The organism is Mycobacterium riyadhense (genome assembly GCF_963853645.1).
In the GTDB taxonomy this organism is placed as follows: Bacteria; Actinomycetota; Actinomycetes; order Mycobacteriales; family Mycobacteriaceae; genus Mycobacterium; species Mycobacterium riyadhense.
Genome location: NZ_OY970456.1, coordinates 914463 through 937375 on the forward strand (window position 1 = coordinate 914463; position 22913 = coordinate 937375).

The following is a 22913-nucleotide window of genomic DNA, read 5'->3' on the forward strand; positions in this document are numbered from 1 at the left end:
TGGCGGCGATTTAGGTGACCGCGGCGGCGTCGAATCCTGGTGTGGCTCCCACTGATTGTCGGCCGGGCAAGGCACAATGCCGACCATGGTGCTGGGGGCAAATCAGGGTGACACTGCCGCCCTCCGCAAGGCTCGCGGCGCGTTCTTCACTCCCGAGGCCGTCGCGCGCTACATCACTGAGTGGGCCGTCCGCACCACGTCGGACCGCATTCTTGAACCCTCGTGCGGTGAGGCTTCGTTTCTGCTGGCTGCGGTCGACCGGCTCGCCGCGCTGCGCACCCCCGACGGTAGCGACCAGTACGCCGCCCTCGATGGCATTGAGCTCCATCACGACTCCGCCCGGGCGGCCCGCGCCCTACTGCGAAGCGTTGGGGTCGATGCCCGGGTGAGGTCGGCCGACTTCTTCTGTGTCGAACCCTCCGCCTGCTATGACGTCGTTATCGGCAACCCGCCCTATATCCGATATCAGGAGTTCTCGGGTGCTGCACGCGCGCGATCACGCGAGGCGGCGCTGCGGGCAGGCGTCGGTCTGACCAACCTCGCGTCGAGTTGGGCGGCGTTCGCGGTGCATTCGGCGCTGTTCCTGCGCCCCGGCGGACGAATGGGGCTGGTCTTGCCGGCCGAATTGCTGAGCGTGAACTACGCCGCCGAGGTACGCCGTTTCCTGTTGCAGTCGTTCGCGCATGTCGACTTGGTGCTGTTCACCGAGCGGGTATTTCCGGACGCCCAGGAAGAGGTGCTGCTGCTCCTCGCCGACGGCTATCTAGAGGGTCCGACCAATTACGCCTCGATTTACCAGGCCCGTAACGCCTCTGAGTTGGCGACGATCGCAGCTGGACGGACCTGGAAACCGCCGCGACCGGAGGAGAAGTGGACTCCCTCGCTCCTGTCGGCCGACGCGCTGGACGCGTACACGAGTTTGCTGTCGAGCGGCGGCTTCACCGTGCTCGAAAGCTGGGGCGACACGACGCTGGGCATGGTGACTGGCAACAACAAATACTTCGCGCTCTCGCCAGCCCGAGTGGCCGATCTTGGCCTCGAATCGACCGACGTCTTGCGGCTGTCCCCGCCTGGCAGCCGCCACCTCCGCGGCCTCGCACTCGGCACCGCCGCCCTCAATGAGCTAGGGCGCAATGGATCGGCCACCTGGCTGTTCCGGCCGGCGGGCGAGCCGTCCCCGGCGGCGTGGGCCTACATCGCCGCTGGAGAGGCCGCTGGTGTGGACACGGCCTACAAGTGCCGGGTGCGCAAGCCCTGGTGGCGCGTGCCACATCTAGCGCCGGCTGATCTGCTCCTCACCTACATGAACGCCGATACGCCTCGGCTGTCGACCAACACCGCAAAGGCCGCACACCTCAACTCGGTGCACGGCGTCTATCTCGCCCCGAAGCTCCGCCGACTGGGGAAGGCGCTGTTGCCACTTGCCTCACTAACGTCGATGACGCTGGTTGGTGCGGAGACCGTTGGCCGCGCTTACGGCGGTGGGATGCTCAAACTTGAGCCACGCGAAGCGGATCGGTTGCCGGTTCCCACGGCGGCGCTGGTGGAAGCCGCGGCCGAGCGCTTGACGAACATACGCCCCCAGGTAGCCGGGCTGCTACGCGGCGGCAAGCTCATCGAGGCCTCGAAACTCGTCGACGACGTCTTGCTCGTCAGGGAGTTGGGCATGTCTCGCGCCGAGGTTCGGGTGCTGCGAGACGCGCACTCCGAACTCACCGCGCGACGGGTCGCAAGAGGCCGCCGTGGCGCGGATTGACGACCTCCTCGTCGGCGCGATCAGGGCGGCAGGACCGAAGCCACCTGATGACGCCCCACAGGCCCACAAGAATCCATGGGGGAACAAGATCAGCAACGCGCTGGCGCTGGCGATTGCGCAAGAGTTGCGGGCGCGCGGCATGGATGGTGCCCGTCCGGGTGAACCCGGCGAAGTGGGTCTATCGGGCGCGGAGCGGCGGCTCGCAGGCGGTCTCGGAGCCAAGAAGGTCGACGTCACTTGGGCGACTGAGGAATCCGGCCTGATGCTGGCCTGCTCGGTAAAGACGATTATGTTCCGCGATGGCGTTGGCGGGCACTTTCAGAAGAATCTGACCAACCGGCGCGGCGACCTGCTATTCGAGTCGACCACGTTGCACCGCCGGTTCCCGTTCGCGGTCGTGGCCGGGTTCTTGTTCTTCGATATCGGGGCGGCCAGTGACGACACACCGCGCCGCAACAGCACCTTCGAGAATGTCTTCCCCCGATTTCGGTTGTTCACCGGGCGTGCCGACCCGGCTGACCGCGATGAGCAGTTCGAACGGCTGTACGTCTTGCTGGTCGACTCCAATCAGCTTGCCCCGTCGGTCATCTGCCATGAAGCAAACAGCCCGGAGGCGCCGGTCGCGCTTGGAGCTGTGTTCGATGATCTGATCGCACTGACGGCTGAGCGCAACTTTGACATGTACGAGACGCCGGGCGACGGCACCATCCGGAAGGCCCGCAGCAAGTAGGACTGTGCTGTTGCCAGCATGTCCGGGTAGGCGATCTGGTTGCTGCCGGGACGGTGACTGAGACGGTGTTGCCGGTGAACTTGACCATCGCGTTGCGGCCCCGCCGCGCAGCCGGACCGACCGCTCCCGGATCTCGTTGAGTCGCGTCACCCGGTCTCGGTGAACAGAACCGCTTGCTCGAACGGCAGCCGCGCAAAGATTCGCCGCCATCCCGGGGTGACCTGCGCCGCGGCTTCCGCCTTGCTGACGACGTGCGGGTCGGTGATCCCGAACGTTTTACCCCTGCGGCGCATCTGTCCGCCGCCGGCGGCGGTCAGGTTCTTCAGCCAGTCTCGGTCGGGTCCGTAAGTCAATAGGACCGCCACACCGGGCTTGCCGTCGACGGTGGTGGGGAACGCATTCACCGGTGTGCGGTACTGCTTTCCGGAGCGTCGTCCCACGTGCTCGATGATCGCGAACGCGGGAAGCCGGCCGGCCCACAGCCGCTGAATGGGGTTGGTGACGTGGCGATTGAACCGCGCTAGCCCTTCAGGAAGTTGCATGCAACCATCCAACTAGTACCTGATGGTTCATCTCAAGACCGCGGCGGGCTAGCCGAACGGCCCGCACCTCTATCGCCATTGGCGCCGTCGAGGCCACCGGTCCTGCCTCTCTCATCGGGTCAAGCAACCCCGTGCACGACAATCCGGCGTGCTTGCCGTTGGGACATTTTCGCGATTTCTGCTGGCATGATCACCGTCAGGCGGCACCGACCAATTTCGCCCGGTTGTGCACTCGGCACCCGCCCATACCGTCAACTCTTACACCCTGTAGTTGAGCGAGTCGCGGAGGCTGGGACACTGGTCGGCATGGGTAGCACCGACCAAGCGATCGCGAGCGCGCGCGCCTCGGCGAAGCTATTCGAGGACGCCTGCACGGTCATACCCGGCGGGGTGAACTCCCCGGTTCGGGCCTTTTCGGCGGTCGGCGGCACCCCGCGCTTCATCACCGCAGCACACGGCTGCTGGCTCACCGACGCCGACGGCAACCGCTACGTAGACCTGGTCTGCTCATGGGGCCCGATGATCCTCGGCCATGCGCACCCCGCTGTCGTTGAAGCCGTCGCCAACGCCGCCGCCAACGGCCTGTCGTTCGGGGCGCCAACCCCGTCCGAGACCGAGCTGGCCGCCGAGATCATCGGGCGGGTGGCGCCGGTCGAGCGGGTGCGGATGGTGAACTCCGGTACCGAGGCCACCATGAGCGCCGTGCGGCTGGCCCGAGGGTTCACCGAGCGGGCCAAAATCGTCAAGTTCTCCGGCTGCTACCACGGACATGTGGATGCGCTGCTCGCCGACGCGGGTTCGGGGGTGGCCACGCTGGGCTTATGTGACGACCCGTCCCCCCCAAGCGGGTGGGGGCACCTCCCGCGTGCGGGGGAGTACCCCCAGCGCCCGGCCGCGCCGCGCTTGCGATCGTCACGGGGGCTGCCGTCCTCGCCCGGGGTTACCGGCGCCGCTGCGGCCGACACAATCGTGTTGCCCTACAACGACATTGAGGCGGTACGGCAGACCTTCGCCAGTTACGGTGAACAGATCGCCGCGGTGATCACCGAGGCCAGCCCGGGCAACATGGGAGTGGTCCCGCCGGCGCCCGGCTACAACGCGGCGCTGCGCGCCATCACCGCCGAACACGGCGCACTGTTCATCATCGACGAAGTGATGACGGGCTTTCGGGTCAGCCGAAGTGGTTGGTACGGAATCGATCCGGTGGCCGCCGACCTGTTCACCTTCGGCAAGGTGATGAGCGGTGGGTTGCCGGCCGCCGCGTTCGGCGGGCGGGCCGAGGTGATGGGGCGCCTGGCGCCACTGGGGCCGGTGTATCAGGCCGGCACGCTGTCGGGTAACCCGGTGGCGATGGCAGCGGGGCTGGCAACGCTGCGGGCCGCCGACGACGCGGTCTACACCGCATTGAATCGCAACGCCGACCGGTTGGCCGCGCTGCTAGCCGAAGCGCTGACGGATGCCGGCGTGCCACACCAGATTCCACGGGCCGGCAACATGTTCAGCGTGTTCTTCGCCGACCAGCCGGTGACCGACTTCGCGTCGGCGCGGGCCAGCGAAACGTGGCGCTATCCAGCGTTCTTTCATGCCCTGCTGGACGCCGGTGTCTACCCACCGTGCAGTGCCTTCGAGGCGTGGTTTGTCTCGGCCGCTTTGGACGAAGCGGCGTTCGACCGGATCGCTCAAGCGCTGCCTGTCGCAGCCCGCGCCGCCCGGGAGGTCGCGCGCTGATGGCTGACGAAACCCGGGTCCACGTGGTGCGCCACGGCGAGGTGTACAACCCCACCGGCATCCTCTACGGACGGCTGCCCGGCTACCACCTCTCGCAGACCGGCGCGACGCAGGCGGCCGCGGTCGCGGACTTCCTGGCCGATCGTGACATTGTCGCCGTGATCGCCTCCCCGCTGCAGCGGGCCCAGGAGACCGCCGCGCCGATCGCCGCGAAGCACGACCTGCCGGTGGACACCGACCCCGACCTGGTCGAATCGGCCAACTTTTTCGAGGGCCGGCGGATCAGCCCGGGCGACGGCGCCTGGCGCGATCCGCGAGTGTGGTGGCGGCTGCGTAATCCGTTCACCCCGTCGTGGGGCGAGCCCTACGTCCAGATCGCGGAGCGGATGACGACCGCGGTGGACAAGGCACGCGCCCGCGCCGCCGGCCACGAGGTGGTGTGTGTCAGCCACCAACTGCCGGTATGGACGCTGCGGCGGCATCTGACCGGTAAACGGCTCTGGCACGACCCGCGGCGCCGGCAGTGCGGTCTGGCGTCGGTGACCTCGCTGATTTACGACGGCGACCGGCTGGTCGACGTGGTGTACTCCCAGCCGGCGGACGCTTGACCGCGCCGGCGACGATGCAGAGCGAAGCGATGAGGGGGCACCTCCCGCGTGCGGGGGAGAGCAGCGGCGCACTGACGATGTGGCGATGGCGGGCTTTGACCGTGGCGGCCCTGGCCCTGCTGATGGCCGTAGTCGCCGGCTGTTCCGGGCGCGACGCCGTCGCGCAGGGCGGCACCTTCGAATTCGTCTCGCCCGGCGGGAAAACCGACATCTTCTACGATCCGCCGGCCAGCCGCGGCCACCCCGGGCCACTATCCGGGCCGGACCTGACGGATCCGGCGCGCACGGTGGCGCTGGACAACTTCGTTGGTCAGGTCGTCGTGATCAATGTTTGGGGTCAGTGGTGTGGGCCCTGTAGGGCCGAAGTCACCCAACTGCAGCGGGTCTACGAGGCGACGCGCGGGTCTGGAGTGTCCTTTCTCGGGATCGACGTCCGCGACACCAGCCGTCAGGCCGCGTTGGACTTTGTCAACGACCGCCACGTGACGTTCCCGTCGATCTACGATCCGCCGATGCGCACTCTGATCGCGTTCGGCGGCAAGTACCCCACCACGGTCATTCCGTCCACGCTGGTGCTGGACCGCCAGCACCGGGTCGCCGCGGTATTTCTGCGGGAACTGCTGGCCGAGGATTTGCAGCCGGTGGTCCAGCGGGTGGCGGCCGAGGAACCCTTGACCCCTGCGCCGGGACGCCAATGACAGGTTTCACCGAGATCGCCGCCGCGGGGCCGCTGTTGGTTGCTGTGGGGGTGTGCTTGCTGGCGGGGCTGGTGTCGTTCGCCTCGCCGTGCGTGGTGCCGCTGGTGCCGGGCTACCTGTCGTATCTGGCGGCCGCGGTTGGGGTCGACGAGGCTGACGGCGCCGTCAAGGCCCCGGCCCGCTGGCGGGTGGCCGGATCCGCGGCGCTATTCGTGGCCGGGTTTACCACGGTGTTCGTGCTGGGCACGGTCGTGGTCCTTGGTATGACGTCCACGTTGATCACCAACCAGCTGGTGTTGCAGCGGGTCGGGGGGGTGCTGACCATCGTCATGGGGTTGGTTTTCGTCGGGTTCATTCCGGCCCTGCAACGTCAGGTGCGGTTCAGCCCGCGGCAGTTGACCACGGTCGCGGGGGCGCCGCTGCTCGGCGCGGTATTCGCGCTCGGCTGGACGCCGTGCCTGGGGCCGACGCTGACCGGGGTGATCACGGTGGCCTCGGCCACCGACGGCGCCAACGTGGCGCGCGGAATCCTGTTGGTGATCGCCTACTGCCTAGGATTGGGGATTCCGTTCATCCTGCTGGCGTTCGGTTCAGCCGGGGCGGTGGCGGGTCTGGGCTGGCTGCGTCGGCATACCAGGGCCATTCAGGTGTTCGGGGGCGCGCTGCTGATCGTTGTCGGTGCGGCCCTAGTCGCCGGGGTGTGGAACGACTTCGTCTCCTGGCTTCGCGACGCGTTCGTTTCCGACGTGAGGCTCCCGATTTGACGGCGCGAGAGGTGGCGCGAGCAGACGCAAAAGCACCCCAAAATGGGCCATTTTGGGGGCTTTTGCGTCTGCTCGCGGCAAAAGCGCGCAACACCTGGCGCTCGCTGACGTCGATGGGCACCGCGCTGGTGCTGCTGTTTCTGCTCGCGCTCGCCGCGATCCCCGGGGCGCTGCTGCCGCAGCGCAGCCTCAACGCCGGCAAGGTCGACGAATACCTGAAGGCCCATCCGCTGATCGGCCCGTGGCTCAACGAGTTGCAGGCCTTCGACGTGTTCTCCAGCTTCTGGTTCACCGCCATCTACGTGTTGCTGTTCGTCTCCCTCGTCGGCTGTCTGACCCCACGGTTGATCGAGCATGCCCGCAGCCTGCGTGCCACGCCGGTGGCCGCGCCGCGCAATCTCGCCCGGCTGTCCAAGCACGCCGGCCGCCGCGTCGTCGGCGATCCCGACGACTTGGCGACCACGATCCGCGGCCGGCTGGGTGGCTGGCGCACAGCCGTCCGCGAGCACAACGGCACATACCAGGTGTCCGCCGAGAAGGGTTACCTGCGCGAATTCGGCAACCTGGTGTTCCACTTCTCGCTGCTGGGCCTGCTGGTCGCGGTGGCCGTCGGTAAGCTGTTCGGCTACGAGGGCAACGTGATCGTCATCGCCGACGGCGGCCCCGGCTTCTGCTCGGCATCGCCGGCCGCGTTCGACTCGTTCCGCGCCGGCAACACCGTCGACGGCACCTCCCTGAACCCAATTTGCGTCCGGGTCAACAACTTTCAGGCGCACTACCTACCGTCGGGACAGGCCACGTCGTTCGCCGCAGATATCGACTATCAGGCCGGCAACGATCTGGCGGCCAACAGCTGGCGGCCTTACCGGCTGGAAGTCAACCACCCGTTGCGGGTCGGCGGCGACCGGGTGTACCTGCAGGGCCACGGCTACGCGCCCACCTTCACGGTGACCTTTCCCGACGGACAGACCCGCACCTCAACCGTGCAATGGCGACCCGACAACCCGCAGACCCTGCTGTCGTCGGGCGTGGCAAGGATCGATCCGCCGGCCGGCAGCTATCCCAACGCCGGCGAGCGTCGTAAACACGAGATCGCGATCCAGGGCCTGTTGGCACCGACCGAGCAGCTCGACGGCACCCTGTTGTCGTCGCGCTTCCCGGCCCTCAACGCCCCCGCGGTGGCCATCGACATCTACCGCGGCGACACCGGGCTGGACAGCGGGCGGCCGCAGTCGTTGTTCACCCTGGATCCCCGGCTGATCGAGCAGGGCCGGCTGACCAAGGCGAAGCGGGTCAACCTGCGCGCGGGCGAAGACGTCCGCCTTGATCAAGACGGCACGGTCGTCCGCTTCGACGGCGCCGTGCCGTTCGTCAACCTGCAGGTCTCCCACGACCCCGGCCAATCCTGGGTGCTGGTTTTCGCGATCACGATGATGGCCGGACTGCTGGTGTCGCTGCTGGTGCGCCGACGCCGGGTGTGGGTCCGCCTCAATCCGGCAACCGCAGCGGACACCGAGGCGCCAGGTACGGTGAACGTCGAGCTGGGCGGCTTGGCGCGCACCGATAACTCCGGGTGGGGTGACGAGTTCGAGCGGCTGACCGAGCGATTGTTGGCTGGGCTCGCCGAAGCGGCGCCAGAGCCCAGAAGGAGCCCCCAGGTGGACGTCACATGAACACCGCACACATCAATATCGGCCTGGCCAGATACTCCGACTGGGCGTTCACCTCGGCGGTGGTGGCGCTGGTGGTCGCGCTGTTGCTGCTGGCCTTCGAGCTGGCTTACGTGCGTGGCCGCAAAGTGGTCGACCGCGAGCTGGTGTTGGCCGGATCGGTTGCGACCGACAGCACCACCCCCGGGATCGTGGTGGGTGATGCAGCGCGACCGTTCGACGAACGCGTCGGACGAGCCGGTCTGGCGGTGGCCTACCTCGGCATCGGGCTGCTGCTGGCGTGCATTGTGCTGCGCGGTCTGGCCACCCTGCGGGTGCCGTGGGGCAACATGTACGAATTCATCAACCTGACCTGCTTGTCCGGGTTGGTCGCCGGTGCGATCGTGTTGCGTCGCCCGCAATACCGCCCGCTGTGGGTTTTCCTGCTGGTTCCGGTGCTGATTTTGCTCACGGTGTCCGGACGCTGGCTCTACGCCAACGCCGCGCCGGTGATGCCCGCGCTGCAGTCCTACTGGCTGCCCATTCACGTGTCGGTGGTCAGCCTCGGTTCGGGAGTGTTCCTGGTCGCCGGCATTGCCAGCATCCTGTTCCTGCTGCGGACGTCCCGGTTCGGCGCCCCCCAGGCTGACGGCGGGCTGGCGCGGATGGTGCAGCGGTTCCCCGACGCGCAGACCCTGGACCGGATCGCCTACCGAACCACGATCTTCGCCTTCCCGGTGTTCGGTTTCGGGGTGATCTTCGGCGCTGTCTGGGCCGAGGAAGCCTGGGGCCGGTACTGGGGCTGGGATCCCAAGGAGACGGTTTCGTTTGTCGCGTGGGTGGTATACGCGGCCTACCTACACGCAAGGTCAACCGCGGGTTGGCGGGACAGAAAGGCAGCCTGGATCAACGTCGCCGGATTTGTGGCCATGGTCTTCAATTTGTTCTTCGTTAACCTGGTGACTGTCGGCCTGCATTCCTATGCGGGTGTGGGCTGACCGTTCGTCAGCCGACCCGAGCAACGCAACAAGGGGGAGCGCACGTGTCAGAGCATCCAACGACGGGCGTGGGGGCGCCCCAAGGCTATGCGGAAAAAGGGGACACCGACCATCCGACTATGGAGTTGCCGCCCCAACCGCACCCCAGCGAAGCACCCGCGGACTCCGGCGGCGAGGCGCCGACCCGTAGCTTCGCAGGGTTCCGCACCGAGCGGCGCAAGCCGGGGCCCGATACCGCCGCCGGGCCGACGGCGGCACCCGGCGAGGTGCCGCAGTGGGACTCCGCACCAGATACCGGACCGCTGACCGGCATTCCGCGGGTCGACCCGACGGCATACGGCGCGTACTACGGGGGCCCTGCCGAATCGCGGGTAGAGCCCCAATACCGCCCGGAACCGTTACCACAAACCCCGTATCCTGAGCTATCCACCAGCGTGCTGCTGCGGCCGGTCAAGCCGCCGCCGTCCGAAGGTTGGCGCCGGTTGCTGTACGTGATGTCGGGTCAGCTGATCAACGTGGGCGAGGGCCCGCGGGCGGCCCGCTACAACAACCTGGTAGCGCAGGTCAACCGGCCGCTGCGCGGCTGTTACCGCATTGCGCTGCTGTCGCTGAAGGGTGGTGTCGGCAAGACCACCATCACCGCGACGCTGGGTGCCACCTTCGCCTCGGTGCGCGGCGACCGCGTGGTCGCCGTGGACGCCAACCCCGACCGCGGCACGCTGAGCCAGAAGGTCCCGCTCGAGACACCGGCAACCGTCCGGCACCTGTTGCGTGACGCCGAAAGCATCCAGCGCTACAGCGATGTCCGCGGCTACACATCGCAGGGCATGAGCGGGCTGGAAGTGCTGGCGTCGGACACCGATCCGGCCGCATCGGAGGAGTTCAGCGCCGACGACTACACCCGCACCCTGGAAATTCTGGAGAAGTTTTACGGCCTGGTGCTCACCGACTGCGGCACCGGGCTGCTCCATTCGGCGATGTCGGCGGTGCTGGCCAAGTCCGATGTTCTGATCGTGGTCAGCTCGGGATCCATCGATGGCGCCCGCAGCGCCTCGGCGACGTTGGACTGGCTGGAGGCGCACGGCCACGAAGACCTGGTGCGCAATTCGATCGCGGTGATCAACGCGGTGCGGCCACGGACGGGCAAGGTTGATATGGGAAGGGTGATCGAGCACTTCGCGCGGCGTTGCCGTGCGGTCCAAACGGTGCCGTTCGACCCGCATCTCGAGGAAGGCGCCGAGATTTTCCTGGACCGGTTGAAGCGGGAGACTCGTGAAGCGCTGACCGAATTGGCGGCGGTGATTGCCGATGGGTTTCCCAGCGACCAACGGCGGTCAAATCCGAACTTCGTATAGAAGGGTCTAGCGAGGCCCGTCGCCGTGGCCCAGTCGACGCAGGAACTCTGGATCGTCGTCGGGTCCGATGACGCGAGTCTTGGGTCGGCTCGCCTGCAATCGCGCCGCGCGCCAGCCAATGTAGATCAGCGTCACCAGAACCAGGACGATGAGCAGGTAAAGCACTCGACACCTCCTTCGACCGAATATACCCGCGTCGTAGGCTCAGCCTGTGTCAGAAGCCCCTAGCGACAAGGCCACCGCGACCCGTGGCGTTATCGACGTATTGGTGTACACATTGGCCCGGCTGCTGCTGGTCGTCGTGGTCAGCGGCGCGATTTATGGGGTGGCGCGCCTGGTTGGTCTGACCGAATTCCCGGTTGTGGTCGCAGTGCTGTTCGCTCTGATCATCGCGATGCCATTGGGCATTTGGTTGTTCGGTCCGTTGCGCCGGCGCGCGACCGCGGCGCTGGCGGCAGCCGGCGAGCGCCGACGCCGCGAACGGGAACAGCTGCGGGCCCGGCTGCGCGGTGACGAGCCTCCCGACGTTTAGCCTGGCGGCATCCGCACGACCTGTGCGGCGTAGCTCAGGCCTGCGCCGTAGCCGATCAGCAGCGCCAGATCGCCGGGCTTGGCGGCGCCGGTCGCAAGAAGTTCGGCCATCGCCAACGGGATGGAAGCTGCCGACGTGTTTCCGGTGTGCTCGATATCGTTGGCAATTATCGCGTCCGGCCGCAGCTGCAGGTTCTTGGCCAGGATCTCGTTGATTCGGCTATTGGCTTGATGCGGGATGAACACGTCGACCTCATCGGGCCGGACGCCGGCGGCGTCCATTGCCTGTCGACCGACTTTGCCCATCTCGAATGCCGCCCAGCGGAAAACCGCCGTGCCTTCCAGTCGCAGGAACGGGCGCGGGCCGGCTGGGTTCTCCGCGTGAGTGATCCAGTCGATGTCCTGACGGATAGCGGTGGCCTGTTCGCCGTCACTGCCCCAGACGGCCGGTCCGATGCCTTGAACGGGCGTCTCGCCCACCACGACCGCGGCGGCGCCGTCGGCGAAGATGAAGCAGTTGCTGCGGTCGTGCATGTCGACCGTGGGGGACAATTTCTCCGAGCCGATCACCAGTATGGTTCGGGCACTTCCACCGCGGATCATGTCGGCCGTGATTCCCAGCGCGTATCCGAAGCCGGCGCATCCCGCTGAGATATCAAAAGCGGGCACACCTTGGGTGCCCAATCCCGCCGCGACGATCGGGGCACAGGCCGGGGTCTGCAGGAAGTGGGTGCTGGTGGCGACGATGACGCCGTCAATGTCGGACGCGTCGACTGCCGCCCTTGAGATTGCCTCGCGACTGGCCTCGATCGCCATGGAGGCCGCGGATTCGTCCTCAGCGGCGAACCGGCGCGTCTTGATTCCGGTGCGCGTGTAGATCCATTCGTCCGACGAATCGATGTTCTGACATAGCTCGTCGTTGGTCACCACACGCGCTGGGCGATACGCCCCGACGCTGAGCAGTCCGACGCTCTTAGCCCCACGGGTGGTGGCGATCTCCGTCATAACCGTCCTATCTGTTCACGTCGAGTGTGCACCCACGGCGACGACACGTCACCCAGCCAGGGCCAACGCTGTCGCCACCGCGATAGACCACACCACCATCGCCAGCCCGGTGTCGCGCAGCACTGGGATCAACTCCGGACCGCCGCGGCCGGTTCGCACCGGACCCGCGGCCCGCAGGGCCAGCGGCGTGGCCAGCAATCCTACGGCGCACCACGGTGTTGCCGTCATCAGCACGATAGTCAGAATTCCGGCGGTGGCTAGTAGTGCGTGGTAGAGCACCCGGGTGCGGGAGTCGCCCAAGCGCACCGCCAGCGTGATCTTGCCGGTTTGCGCATCGGTGGGGATGTCCCGCAGGTTGTTTGCCACCAACACCGATGACGACAACGCGCCCGTGGCCACGGCGAGCACCAGCCCCACCCAGTCGACCCGCAAGGCCTGGGTGTACTGGGTGCCGAGCACCGCGATCAAGCCGAAGAAGACGAACACCGCAACCTCGCCGAAACCCGCATAGCCGTACGGTTTCGACCCGCCGGTATACAGCCAGGCTCCGGCGACGCAGAGTACGCCGACCGCGATCAGCCACGGCGCGGTGACCAGCGCCAGGGCAAAGCCGGCCAGCGAACCGACCGTCAGGCCCGCTAGTGCCGCTATCAGCACCGCCCGCGGGGTCGCCAGCCGCGAGCCGACCAGCCTTATCGGGCCGGCCCGGTTGTCGTCGGTGCCCCGGATGCCGTCGGAGTAGTCATTGGCGTAATTGACCCCGATGATCAACGCGACCGCGACGACCAGCGCTAGCAGCGCTTTCCACCACACGGCCGCGTGCAGCCATGCCGCAGCGCCGGTGCCGGCGACGACCGGCGCCACCGCGTTCGGCAGCGTCCGCGGGCGGGCGCCGGAGAGCCACTGGGTCAAACTGGCCACCAGGGCATCCTGCCCTATGCCCCACAATGGGCGGATGCTCGGAGTCATCGGCGGCAGCGGCTTCTACACGTTCTTCGGCTCGGAAATTCGCACCGTCAATCCGGACACCCCCTACGGCAAGCCCAGCGCCCCGATCACGATCGGCACTGTCGGCGCGCATCAAGTCGCGTTCCTGCCCCGCCACGGTGCACACCACCAATACTCCGGCCACACCGTGCCGTACCGGGCCAACATGTGGGCATTGCGCGCGCTCGGCGTCCGGCGGGTGTTCGCCCCGTGCGCGGTCGGCAGCCTGGACCCCGAACTCGGCCCGGGCACGATCGTGGTGCCCGACCAGTTGGTCGACCGCACCACAGGCAGAGCCGATACCTACTTCGACACCGGCGGTGTCCACGCCAGCTTCGCCGATCCGTACTGCCCGACGCTGCGCGGCGCGGTCATCGGTCTGCCCGACGTCGTCGACGGCGGCACCATTGTGGTGATCCAGGGTCCGCGGTTTTCCACCCGCGCGGAAAGCCGGTGGTTCGCCGCCGCCGGCTTCAGCCTGGTCAACATGACCGGCTATCCGGAAGCGATACTCGCCCGCGAGCTCGAACTATGCTATGCCGCAATCGCTTTGGTGACCGACCTGGATGCCGGTGTCACTGTCGGCGACGGTGTGAAAGCCGCGGATGTGTACGCCGGTTTCGGGGAGAACATCGAGTTGTTGAAGGAGTTGGTGCGGGCGGCGATCGACCGGGTCGTCGATGAACGCACCTGCACACAGTGCCGGCACCACGCCGGTGTCCCGCTGCCGTTCGAACTGCCATGAGGGTGCTGCTGACCGGTGCGGCCGGTTTCATCGGGTCCCGGGTGGCTGCGGCGCTGCGGGCCGCCGGTCATGACGTGGTCGGCATCGACGCGATGCTGCCCGCCGCGCACGGCCCAAACCTGGTGTTACCGAACGGATGTCACCGGGTCGATGTGCGCGACGCCGACGCGCTGGCCCCGTTGTTGGCCGGAGTCGACGTGGTGTGTCATCAGGCCGCGATGGTGGGTGCCGGTGTGGATGCCGCGGACGCGCCCGAGTATGGCGGCCACAACGATTTCGCGACGACGGTGCTGTTGGCGCAGATGTTCGCCGCCGGGGTTCGACGTCTGGTCCTGGCGTCGTCGATGGTGGTCTACGGGCAGGGCCGCTACCGCTGTCTCGAGCACGGGCCGGTGGACCCGCTGCCGCGACGTCGCGCCGACCTGGACGCCGGGGTGTTCGAGCACCGCTGCCCGGTCTGCGGGGAACCGGTCAGGTGGCAATTGGTCGACGAGGATGCCGCGCTGCGGCCGCGAAGCCTGTACGCGGCCAGCAAGACGGCCCAGGAGCATTACGCGCTGGCGTGGTCGGAGGCGACGGGCGGTTCGGTGGTGGCGTTGCGCTACCACAACGTCTACGGCCCCGGCATGCCGCGCGACACACCGTATTCCGGGGTGGCGGCGATCTTCCGGTCGTCACTGGAAAGAGGTGAGCCGCCACGGGTCTTCGAAGACGGCGGTCAGATGCGCGACTTTGTCCACGTCGACGATGTGGCCGCGGCCAACCTGGCCGCGACACATCTGGTCGAAGCCGATCGGGGCGGCTTCACCGCGGCGAATGTCTGCTCCGGACAGCCCATCTCGATTCTTCAGGTGGCGACCGCACTGTGCGATGCGCGTGCTGGCTCAACAGGCGACTCGGTGTCTCCGGTCGTCACGGGCCAGTACCGCAGCGGCGACGTGCGCCATATCGTCGCCGATCCGGCTCGCGCGGCCGACGTGCTGGGGTTCCGCGCGGCCATCGATCCGACCGAGGGCCTGCGCGAATTCGCGTTCGCCCCGCTTCGGTAACTACGACGCGCCGGGCGGCCGGAAGATCTTCGGGCGCAATCGCTGCGTCGTCTCGGATGATCGGAAGATCCGGGGCGACGGGGCCGGCCGGGACAGGTCGGCGGTGGGCGCATCGTCGTCGACCGCGGTGGCCACGCCGAATCGGGTTGTCTTGGCCTCCGACGGCACGCCGGCGGCGGCGCGCGGCCGGCGCGGGTGTCGCGGTGCTCGTCGGGGTCGGCGCACGCGTCCGGTGATGACGGCGGCGGCCAGGATGCACAGGGCCAACCCACACAGCACGACGTCGAAGGTGCTGGTGATCTGCTGGGCCAGATTGTTCCCGTACACCGGGTTCGAAAGCACCTTCGGAGACTTCTCGAATCGCGGAGCCAACGCGATGCCGAGGATGACCCGACAGACGGTGAGGCTGAACAGAAACCCGCACAATGACCAGACCAGCCGCGCGCGCAGCGCCGCGTTGGCCACATTGAACAGCAGCCACAGCGCAAGAACCGCGGTGGCCAGATCGAACGCAGCCAACGTCATGGTGTCGTAACGCGAGTACGGGTAGTTCAAAATCACCGCGACCACGAGATCGGTGATCCGCATCAGCACCGAGCTGAACGCCCATACGGTGATGAGCAGCAGGCCTTTTCGCATCGCCGTGTGCCAGACGTCCTTATCGGTGCGTGCGTTCGAGGAGCTGAACACCGTCAGCGGGGCGAACAGGGCCGCGGCCGCCGCCCACGCCAGATAACCCTCGTACCCGACGCCCGCGGTCGACGTGTTCTGCGCAATGCCGTGGAACGCGTCGATCTCGCGGCCGATGGGAAGGCTCCACACGATGATCCCGGACACCAGGGTCGACACCCCGAGCGCGGCGGCGGCGAGCCGGGAAGGCTTGTCCCCCCGAAGAATCCAGCGTGACGCGACGAGGACCGCCGTCAGTGCCACGGCGCCGTAGACGACGGCGGCGAGCAGGACGGTGATGTTCTGCCGACCGAACTCAACCGGGCCGCCGTCGGAGCCCTGCAATGCGAACCGCACCCGCCAGCACAGGTTGAAACCGGAGCTGAGCGCTGCCCCGAACATCGACGAGTAGCCGAGGATCCGGGCCGTTCTTAGCCACCTGCGGTAGTACCTGTCATCGTCGGCGGCTGGGCCGGTGATCACCGGTTGTGCGCTCAACAACGAGCCGGCGATCCCCAGCCAGCCGCCGGGCCCCACGCCGCCCGGCACGTGGACGGTGCCGCCGGATCGGATCGTCTGAAACGCGTCGTAGCCGACGAACGCCAACACCAGCAGCAGATAGGGGATGTTGAGCGCGATTCGAAGCCGGCCGGCCATGACACGGTTGAAACGCACGCGGGACACCACCAGCGATGCCAGCGCCAGCAGCGTCACCAGCAATAGGGTCAGCCAGATCCATCTGTTGCTGCCCGGGATTCGGAAACCGAAGTAGAGGTTCCACGGGAACAACGGCGCAATCACGAGCAGGACGCCGGCGGTCACGTCGCGGATGATGTTCTGCCTTCGGATCGAATCCGGCATCGGTTCCCTGGCCGCAGTGGGAGGTGCCTGCTGCGCCCACCCGCCCGCGATGGGGCCGGTAGGCATGTCGTCGCTGTTCAGGCTCACGATGCCCCCCAAGGATCAAGGTCGGCTAATGCGGGCGCAGGTTCGGTCGTGCGGCAAGGGAACCCCCTGCCGGAGCCGCTGCGTTGTGCGGTTGCGAACATATTCTCCGTTCGGACGACGCGTCACTGGCTGTGAGCAGGTTATGAACGCGCGGTGACTGTTTCCGCAGGTTGGGAATCCGGTTACGCTGCGCTCATAGCGGAACCCTGTCGCCCGAACGACGATTACTGCCGACGGTATCGCAGTGTAGTGACGCCGGGACATTGCTGGCTGTGGGGTAGCCAGCTGAAGGAGAGCCGTACATGGAAGTCGTCTTGGGGGTGGCGGTCACGGGTCGAGTCGCGCGCTTGGCGCTGGTCGACCCGGCCGCCCGGAATGGTGACGCGATCGACCAATACACGGTCGATTTGGGGGAGAACCCGGTTGGGGTATTGACCGAAACCGTGGTTGGCACCGATCGGTTGCTCGCTGACGAGGGCCATCGGCTGGCCGCCACCAGACTGTGTTGGGCGGATCACGACCAAGCCAACCGGCTGCGGCAGACCTTGGACGACTCCGGTGTCGCGAGCGTCGAGGTGCTATCGGAGTCTGAGGCGGCCACTGCGCTGCTTGGGGCCGGACGCTTGGGCGCCGCCGTGCTGCTGGTTGGCGATGAGACGGCGAGTTTGTCGGTGGTGGACTCCGAGAACGCGCCGCCGACGCTGCTGGCCGCCGCGCCGGTTGACGACGCCGACGCCACCGGCATGTTCTACACCATGATGGCCCGGCTGGGCGATCAGGCCGCCGCCCCGGGGGATGTCCTGGTGGTGGGCACGTCTTCGGAGCACACCACCGCTATTGCCGATCAGCTTCGAGCCGCCTCGACGATGAGGGTAACGACTCCCGGCGATCCCGCTTTCGCGCTGGCCCAGGGTGCGGCGGCGGCCGGCGCGGCAAGCGCCACGATGGCGGCGCCGGCCCTGGCCGCCGATGCGACGATGGCCGCCCCCGCGGCCGGAGATGCCACCGCCTATGTGCCCCCCGCTGCTGCCGGGCAACCGAATCCCGAGGATGAGCAGCTGGCGTACTCGCAGGCCGGCGACTACGAGCCGCTTCCGGTTGAAATGGACGGCTACGACGAATATGACGACGGCTTTGACGACGAAGAGGTTGATGTTCCGGCGCGGCTTAGTTCACGGTCTTTGCTGATCGGCAACGCCGTTGTCGCGTTCGCCGTCATTGGATTCGCTTCGCTGGCTGTCGCTGTGGCGGTCGCCGTCCGGCCGACCGCGGCTTCACAGCCGGTTGAGGGACACCAGAACGCCCAGCCCGGTAAGTTCATGCCGCTGTTGCCGACGCAGCAGCAAGCGCCGGTGCCGCCGCCTCCGGCCAACGAGCCGACCGCAGGGTTCCAGGGCGGAACCATTCCCGCGGTCGAGGGCATGGTTCCGCGGCAGGCCCCAGCACCGGCTGCTCCAGTCCCGGCGCCGGCGCCGGGTGTCGTGCCCGCCCCGGTGCCGGTCCCGGTGCCGGTGCCGATCATCATTCCGTACCCGGGTTGGCAGCCGGGGATGCCGACCATCCCGACCTGGGCGCCGACGACACCACGGACCACGCCGCCGACGACGCCGCCGACGACACCACCGACGACTCCGCCGACTACTCCGCCGACCACGCCGCCTACGACTCCGCCGACCACGCCGCCTACGACTCCGCCGACGACTCCGCCGACGACGCCGCCGACGACCGCGGTTACGACGCCGCCCACCACGGTGGCCCCGCCGACCACGACCGTCGCGCCGACCACGGTCGCTCCGACCACCGTGGCACCGAAGCCGACGCAGCAGCCGACACAGGAGCCGACGCAAGTACCGACCCAGCAGGTGCCGACCCAACAGGTTCCAACCCAGCAGGTACCGACCCAGCAGCAACAGACCGTGGCCCCGCAGGCGCCGCAGACGGTGGCCCCGGCTCCGCAGCCGCCGGTTGGCGGTGGCGGCACCGGTGGTGGCTCCGGTGGGGGTGGTGGCGGTACCGGTGGTGGCTCCGGTGGTGGTAGCGGCGGCACCGGTGGTGGCTCCGGTGGTGGTAGCGGTGGCAGCAGCGGCGGCAGCAGCGGAGGTAGCAGCGGCGGCAGCAGCGGAGGTAGCAGCGGCGGCGGCAGCAGTGGCGGCCACTCCGGCTCCGGCCACTAGTTCGCCGGCTTCGCTTAAGGTCAGGTGCCATGGCCGGCGATGTGGTGACGGTGGTGCTGCCCTGCCTCAACGAGGAGGAGTCCCTACCGGCGGTGCTGGCGGCCATTCCGGCCGGCTATCGGGCGCTGGTGGTCGACAACAACAGCAGCGATAACACGGCGGCCGTCGCCGCCCAGCACGGCGCGCAGGTGGTCGCCGAGCCGCGGCCCGGATACGGCGCGGCGGTACACGCCGGCGTGGTCGCCGCGACCACGACCATCGTGGCGGTCATCGATGCCGACGGCTCGATGGATGCCGGTGACCTGCCCAGGCTGGTCGCCGAGCTCGAACGGGGTGCGGATCTGGTGACCGGTCGGCGGCGGCCGGTGCCTGGCCTGCATTGGCCGTGGGTAGCCCGGGTGGGCACGGTGGTGATGAGTTGGCGGCTGCGCACCCGTCACGGCTTGCCGGTGCACGACGTCGCGCCCATGCGGGTCGCTCGACGTGACGCTCTGCTGAAGCTGGGTGTGGCCGATCGACGCTCGGGGTATCCGCTGGAACTGCTGGTTCGCGCGGCGGCGGCGGGGTGGCGCGTGGTCGAACTGGACGTTCGGTACGGACCACGTACCGGCGGAAAGTCCAAAGTCAGCGGATCGCTGCGGGGCAGCGTCACCGCGGTTTTGGACTTCTGGAAGGTGATCTCGTGAGCGACCTCCCCGTTACCGTGCTGGTGCTCGCTAAGGCCCCGGAGCCCGGTCGGGCCAAGACCCGGCTCGCCGCGACGATCGGCGAACACCTTGCTGCCAACATCGCCGCTGCGGCACTGCTCGACACCCTGGACGCGGTGGCCGCCGCGCCCGTGGCCGCGCGGGTGGTCGCGCTCACCGGCGACTTGGACGCCGCCGCCAGGGCCCACGACATCCGTCGCCGCCTCGAGTCGTTCACGGTGATCCCGCAGCGCGGCGACGACTTCGCCGACCGGCTCGCCAACGCACACGTCGACGCCGCAAACGGCTACCCGGTGCTGCAAATCGGGATGGACACCCCGCAGGTGACCGCCGAGCTGTTGGCCGATTGCGCGCGGCGGCTACTCGAGACGCCGGCGGTGCTGGGCATGGCGTTCGACGGCGGGTGGTGGGTGCTCGGCCTGCGCACCCCGGCCGCGGCGCAGTTCCTGCGCGGTATACCGATGTCCACGCCAGACACCGGTCGGCTCACGCTGAAGTCTTTGCGTAACAACGGAATTGACCCAACTATGTTGTCGCCACTTGTCGACGTCGACCTCATCGAGGACATCGCGGCGGTGCGGGATGCCTGCGGTCCGGGGAGCCGATTCGCGCGGATCACCCGCGCGGCCGGGCTCTAACGTCCCTTAACGCTCACTCGATGAACGCGCCACGAAAGCGCGCCCGGCGATCCCGACAGCGAACACGCCCAGCCCGACGACGACCGATTCCCACGGCAGTGTGGCGACCAACACGAGACAACCGACCAATCCGCACACGTTGCCCACCCGGCGCCACCGACGCTGGGAGGGCAACGTGTAGGCGGACGCATTGGCGATCGCGTAGTAGATCAACACTCCGAACGACGAGAAGCCGATCACGCCGCGCAGGTCGACGGTGGCGGCCAGGACGCAAACCACTGCGGCCAGCGCGACTTCGGCATGGTGCGGTACCTGGTAGCGCGGGTGGACGGCGGCCAACCAGGCGGGCAGGTCGCCGTGACGGGCCATCGCCAGCATCGTGCGGCCAAGCCCGGCGATCAGCGCCAGCAGCGCACCAAGGCTGGCCAGCGCGCCGCCGATCGCTACCACGGGCACCAGCGAAGCGGCACCGGCGGCGCGTAGCGCCTCGGCCAGTGGCGCGGCGGCGCGGCTCAACCGGTCCGGACCTGCTGCCAGCAACACGGCCACGCCGACGACCAGATAGGTCGCCACCGCGATCGCCAGCGCGAGCGTTATCGCCTTGGGAATGGTGCGCGCGGGGTCACGAACCTCTTCACCCATCGTCGCGATCCGCGCGTAGCCGGCGAAGGCGAAAAACAGCAGACCGGCCGACTGCAGCACCCCGTAGACGGTGACGCCGGACCAGGTAGTCAGGCGTGACGGGGTTCCGCTCACCTGGTTGATGGCGATGCCGATCACCACCACCGCAAGCGTAATCAGCGTGCACGCCACCAATATTCGGGCCAGCAGTGCGGTCTTGGTGATCCCACGGTAGTTCAGCGCGGCGAGCACCACTACGGCAGCAACGGCGACGGCTCGCTGCGCCCACCAAGGGCCGGGAAGGGTGTAAGAAGCTACGGTCAACGCCATCGCCGCGCACGACGCCGTCTTGCCGATCACAAATCCCCAGCCGGCGAGGAAGCCCCACCACGCGCCGAGACGCTCCCGGCCGTAGATGTACGTACCGCCCGACGTCGGATACACGGCGGCGAGCTGCGCCGAGGCGCTGGCGTTGTAGTACGCGATCGCCGCGGCGAGCGCCAGCCCGATCAGCAGGCCGGCGCCGGCCGCCCGGGCGGCCGGACCGAACGCAGCGAACACCCCGGCGCCGATCATCGATCCCAGGCCGATCGTCACCGCGTCGGCCGTGCCGAGCCGGCGCGCTAATACCGGTTCTTCCATCTGCACCTACCAGTTCGTGAAGATGATGCTGTTCAGCAACAGGGCCCCGATGGCGTTCACCGCCAGCCACCCGCGATGCGTCCGGGGCTGCAGCAGTGCGGGCGCCGCGGTCAGCCAGACGGTGAAGGGCAGCCAGATCCGTTCCGTCTCGGCCTTGCTCAGCATGCTCAAGTCCGCGCAAACAATGGCGGCAATAACGGCCAGCAGCAGCAGGTGGAAACCGGACCGGCGACGGATGGCGGCGGTGTCGAATACCCGGCTGATACCGGCGACACTGCCCAGCCCGATAGCGCAGATCGCACACGCGAGGTTGGCCCAGCCCCAGTACTGGAACGGGCGGTCCGAGGCGATTCCCTGCCAATAGCGTTGCTGCACAAGGGTATAGCCGTCAAACCAATAGAATCCGGCGGCAGCGAAGACCACCGCGACCGCCACGGCGGCGAGTACGGCCGGCCCCAATGCCCGCGTTGCCGCCCGCCAGTCCGCCGCCGATATCAACACCGCCAAAGCCGGCAACCCCATGAGCATCAGGCCGTAATTGAGAAACACCGCCCAGCCCAGCAGCAGCCCGGACCCCGCGGCCACCAGCGCCGGGAACCGAGACCAACCGTGCACCGCCACCGTCAACAGCGCGATGCCCCACGCCGCCACCCCGGCGAAATAGCCGTCGGCCGATACCGCGATCCAGATCGCCGTCGGCGCCACCGCCACGAACGGCGCGGCCCGTCGCGCGGTCTGCTCGCCGGCCAGCGCCCGCACGGCGATCGTCACGGCCATCGCCGCACTGGAACCGATCAGCAGGCACAGCAGCCCGGCCCACGTGCCGCCATGCAGACCGATCCGATCCAGCCAGACGAACGTCAGCAGCGCACCCGGCGGATGCCCGGAGACATGAGTCACCCAGGAGTTGGGCTGAAAGTCGAGAATCCGGCTCGAGAACGTACGCAACGTGGTGGGGATGTCGGTGACGCCGGGCACCTGCCACAGATACTCGTCCCGGGTGGTTAGCCGGCCGGCGAAGCCACGCTGCCAGCCGTCGATCATCGCCAGCGAGAACGCCCACGCGCAGGCGGTAGCCCAGGTGCCGACCGTCAGCGCCTGCCACGAAAGCCGTTGTGCCACAGCTGGTCCCCACACGACGACAACCACCGCAAGGACGATGGCGGGCACGGTGCCCCAGCCGGCGTGCAGGTCCCAGTAGCCGAAGATCGGTGCCGCGCCCGCGTGTGAGGCGAAGCGTTCCAAGCCGGTATCGCGTCGCGGGTTGATGCCCAGGTGCAACCGGGGCAGGAGGAACGCGGCGGCCACCAGGACCAAGCCGACGGTCACAGCGAATGTCTCCCGCCGAGCGATCCTCACGACTGAGCAG

22 protein-coding genes are annotated in these 22913 nt (G+C 68.0%); 15 read left to right on the plus strand and 7 right to left on the minus strand.

From position 1 onward, the window contains the following. The first annotated feature begins 85 nt into the window (after positions 1–85). Positions 86–1756: an HsdM family class I SAM-dependent methyltransferase gene (locus tag AADZ78_RS04135; RefSeq protein WP_139828835.1), complete on the plus strand. Its 1671-nt coding sequence runs from the start codon at positions 86–88 to the stop codon at positions 1754–1756. Continuing rightward, positions 1743–2486, plus strand: a complete 744-nt coding sequence (locus AADZ78_RS04140) for a hypothetical protein (protein ID WP_204080204.1) — start codon at positions 1743–1745, stop codon at positions 2484–2486. Before AADZ78_RS04135 ends, AADZ78_RS04140 begins: the two co-directional genes overlap by 14 nt. 146 nt (positions 2487–2632) lie before the next feature. Here AADZ78_RS04140 and AADZ78_RS04145 read toward each other — a convergent pair whose 3' ends face one another. Beyond that, on the minus strand, positions 2633–3028 hold the full coding sequence (locus tag AADZ78_RS04145; RefSeq protein WP_085251519.1) for a nitroreductase family deazaflavin-dependent oxidoreductase: 396 nt from the start codon (positions 3026–3028) through the stop codon (positions 2633–2635). 306 nt (positions 3029–3334) lie between these two features. Between AADZ78_RS04145 and hemL the strand changes: the two genes are divergently transcribed. The 7 genes from hemL (at position 3335) to AADZ78_RS04180 (ending at position 10828) form a co-directional block, all read left to right on the plus strand. Continuing rightward, positions 3335–4756, plus strand: a complete 1422-nt coding sequence (hemL, locus tag AADZ78_RS04150) for a glutamate-1-semialdehyde 2,1-aminomutase (RefSeq protein WP_085251520.1) — start codon at positions 3335–3337, stop codon at positions 4754–4756. Continuing rightward, positions 4756–5364: a histidine phosphatase family protein gene (locus AADZ78_RS04155; RefSeq protein WP_085251521.1), complete on the plus strand. Its 609-nt coding sequence runs from the start codon at positions 4756–4758 to the stop codon at positions 5362–5364. Before hemL ends, AADZ78_RS04155 begins: the two co-directional genes overlap by 1 nt. 77 nt (positions 5365–5441) lie before the next feature. Beyond that, positions 5442–6062 carry a TlpA disulfide reductase family protein gene (locus AADZ78_RS04160; protein WP_169726351.1) on the plus strand — a complete coding sequence of 207 codons (621 nt, stop codon included), beginning with the start codon at positions 5442–5444 and terminating at the stop codon, positions 6060–6062. After that, on the plus strand, positions 6059–6826 hold the full coding sequence (locus tag AADZ78_RS04165) for a cytochrome c biogenesis CcdA family protein (protein WP_085251522.1): 768 nt from the start codon (positions 6059–6061) through the stop codon (positions 6824–6826). Before AADZ78_RS04160 ends, AADZ78_RS04165 begins: the two co-directional genes overlap by 4 nt. A gap of 113 nt (positions 6827–6939) precedes the next feature. Next, positions 6940–8499, plus strand: coding sequence for a cytochrome c biogenesis protein ResB (locus tag AADZ78_RS04170; protein WP_085251561.1), 1560 nt, complete (start codon positions 6940–6942; stop codon positions 8497–8499). After that, entirely contained in the window at positions 8496–9473 is a 978-nt protein-coding gene (gene ccsB / locus AADZ78_RS04175) for a c-type cytochrome biogenesis protein CcsB (RefSeq protein WP_085251523.1), read from the plus strand. Before AADZ78_RS04170 ends, ccsB begins: the two co-directional genes overlap by 4 nt. Positions 9474–9517: 44 nt before the next feature. Continuing rightward, positions 9518–10828: a MinD/ParA family ATP-binding protein gene (locus tag AADZ78_RS04180; protein WP_085251524.1), complete on the plus strand. Its 1311-nt coding sequence runs from the start codon at positions 9518–9520 to the stop codon at positions 10826–10828. Positions 10829–10834: 6 nt separating this feature from the next. On the opposite strand, the gene AADZ78_RS04185 is transcribed toward AADZ78_RS04180, so the two are convergent. Beyond that, positions 10835–10993, minus strand: coding sequence for a hypothetical protein (locus tag AADZ78_RS04185; RefSeq protein WP_139828837.1), 159 nt, complete (start codon positions 10991–10993; stop codon positions 10835–10837). Between the two features lie 46 nt (positions 10994–11039). Between AADZ78_RS04185 and AADZ78_RS04190 the strand changes: the two genes are divergently transcribed. Next, complete coding sequence (locus tag AADZ78_RS04190) at positions 11040–11360, plus strand: DUF4229 domain-containing protein (RefSeq protein ID WP_085251525.1); 321 nt, start codon at positions 11040–11042, stop codon at positions 11358–11360. On the opposite strand, the gene AADZ78_RS04195 is transcribed toward AADZ78_RS04190, so the two are convergent. Continuing rightward, positions 11357–12364 carry a beta-ketoacyl-ACP synthase III gene (locus tag AADZ78_RS04195; RefSeq protein WP_085251526.1) on the minus strand — a complete coding sequence of 336 codons (1008 nt, stop codon included), beginning with the start codon at positions 12362–12364 and terminating at the stop codon, positions 11357–11359. The two genes, AADZ78_RS04190 and AADZ78_RS04195, sit on opposite strands and share 4 nt — an antisense overlap. Before the next feature lie 48 nt (positions 12365–12412). Further along, positions 12413–13285: a 1,4-dihydroxy-2-naphthoate polyprenyltransferase gene (locus AADZ78_RS04200; protein ID WP_085251527.1), complete on the minus strand. Its 873-nt coding sequence runs from the start codon at positions 13283–13285 to the stop codon at positions 12413–12415. Positions 13286–13319: 34 nt separating this feature from the next. Between AADZ78_RS04200 and AADZ78_RS04205 the strand changes: the two genes are divergently transcribed. Next, positions 13320–14096, plus strand: a complete 777-nt coding sequence (locus tag AADZ78_RS04205) for an S-methyl-5'-thioadenosine phosphorylase (protein WP_204080199.1) — start codon at positions 13320–13322, stop codon at positions 14094–14096. Further along, positions 14093–15145, plus strand: coding sequence for an NAD-dependent epimerase/dehydratase family protein (locus AADZ78_RS04210; RefSeq protein ID WP_085251529.1), 1053 nt, complete (start codon positions 14093–14095; stop codon positions 15143–15145). Before AADZ78_RS04205 ends, AADZ78_RS04210 begins: the two co-directional genes overlap by 4 nt. Here the strand turns inward: AADZ78_RS04210 and AADZ78_RS04215 are convergent, their stop codons facing one another. Then, positions 15146–16675: a hypothetical protein gene (locus tag AADZ78_RS04215; RefSeq protein WP_239655381.1), complete on the minus strand. Its 1530-nt coding sequence runs from the start codon at positions 16673–16675 to the stop codon at positions 15146–15148. 389 nt (positions 16676–17064) lie between these two features. Here AADZ78_RS04215 and AADZ78_RS04220 point away from each other — a divergent pair, with 389 nt between their 5' ends. From AADZ78_RS04220 to AADZ78_RS04230, 3 genes are read left to right on the plus strand one after another with little or no spacing between them, the layout of a single operon-like run. Continuing rightward, positions 17065–18936, plus strand: a complete 1872-nt coding sequence (locus AADZ78_RS04220) for a hypothetical protein (RefSeq protein ID WP_085251531.1) — start codon at positions 17065–17067, stop codon at positions 18934–18936. 29 nt (positions 18937–18965) lie between these two features. After that, positions 18966–19622: a glycosyltransferase family 2 protein gene (locus tag AADZ78_RS04225; protein WP_085251532.1), complete on the plus strand. Its 657-nt coding sequence runs from the start codon at positions 18966–18968 to the stop codon at positions 19620–19622. After that, on the plus strand, positions 19619–20281 hold the full coding sequence (locus AADZ78_RS04230; RefSeq protein WP_085251533.1) for a TIGR04282 family arsenosugar biosynthesis glycosyltransferase: 663 nt from the start codon (positions 19619–19621) through the stop codon (positions 20279–20281). The genes AADZ78_RS04225 and AADZ78_RS04230 overlap by 4 nt, the downstream gene beginning before the upstream one ends. Positions 20282–20287: 6 nt before the next feature. Here the strand turns inward: AADZ78_RS04230 and AADZ78_RS04235 are convergent, their stop codons facing one another. Further along, positions 20288–21544 carry an APC family permease gene (locus AADZ78_RS04235; RefSeq protein WP_085251562.1) on the minus strand — a complete coding sequence of 419 codons (1257 nt, stop codon included), beginning with the start codon at positions 21542–21544 and terminating at the stop codon, positions 20288–20290. Between the two features lie 6 nt (positions 21545–21550). Then, positions 21551–22903: a hypothetical protein gene (locus AADZ78_RS04240; RefSeq protein ID WP_085251534.1), complete on the minus strand. Its 1353-nt coding sequence runs from the start codon at positions 22901–22903 to the stop codon at positions 21551–21553. Between the last annotated feature and the right edge of the window lie 10 nt (positions 22904–22913).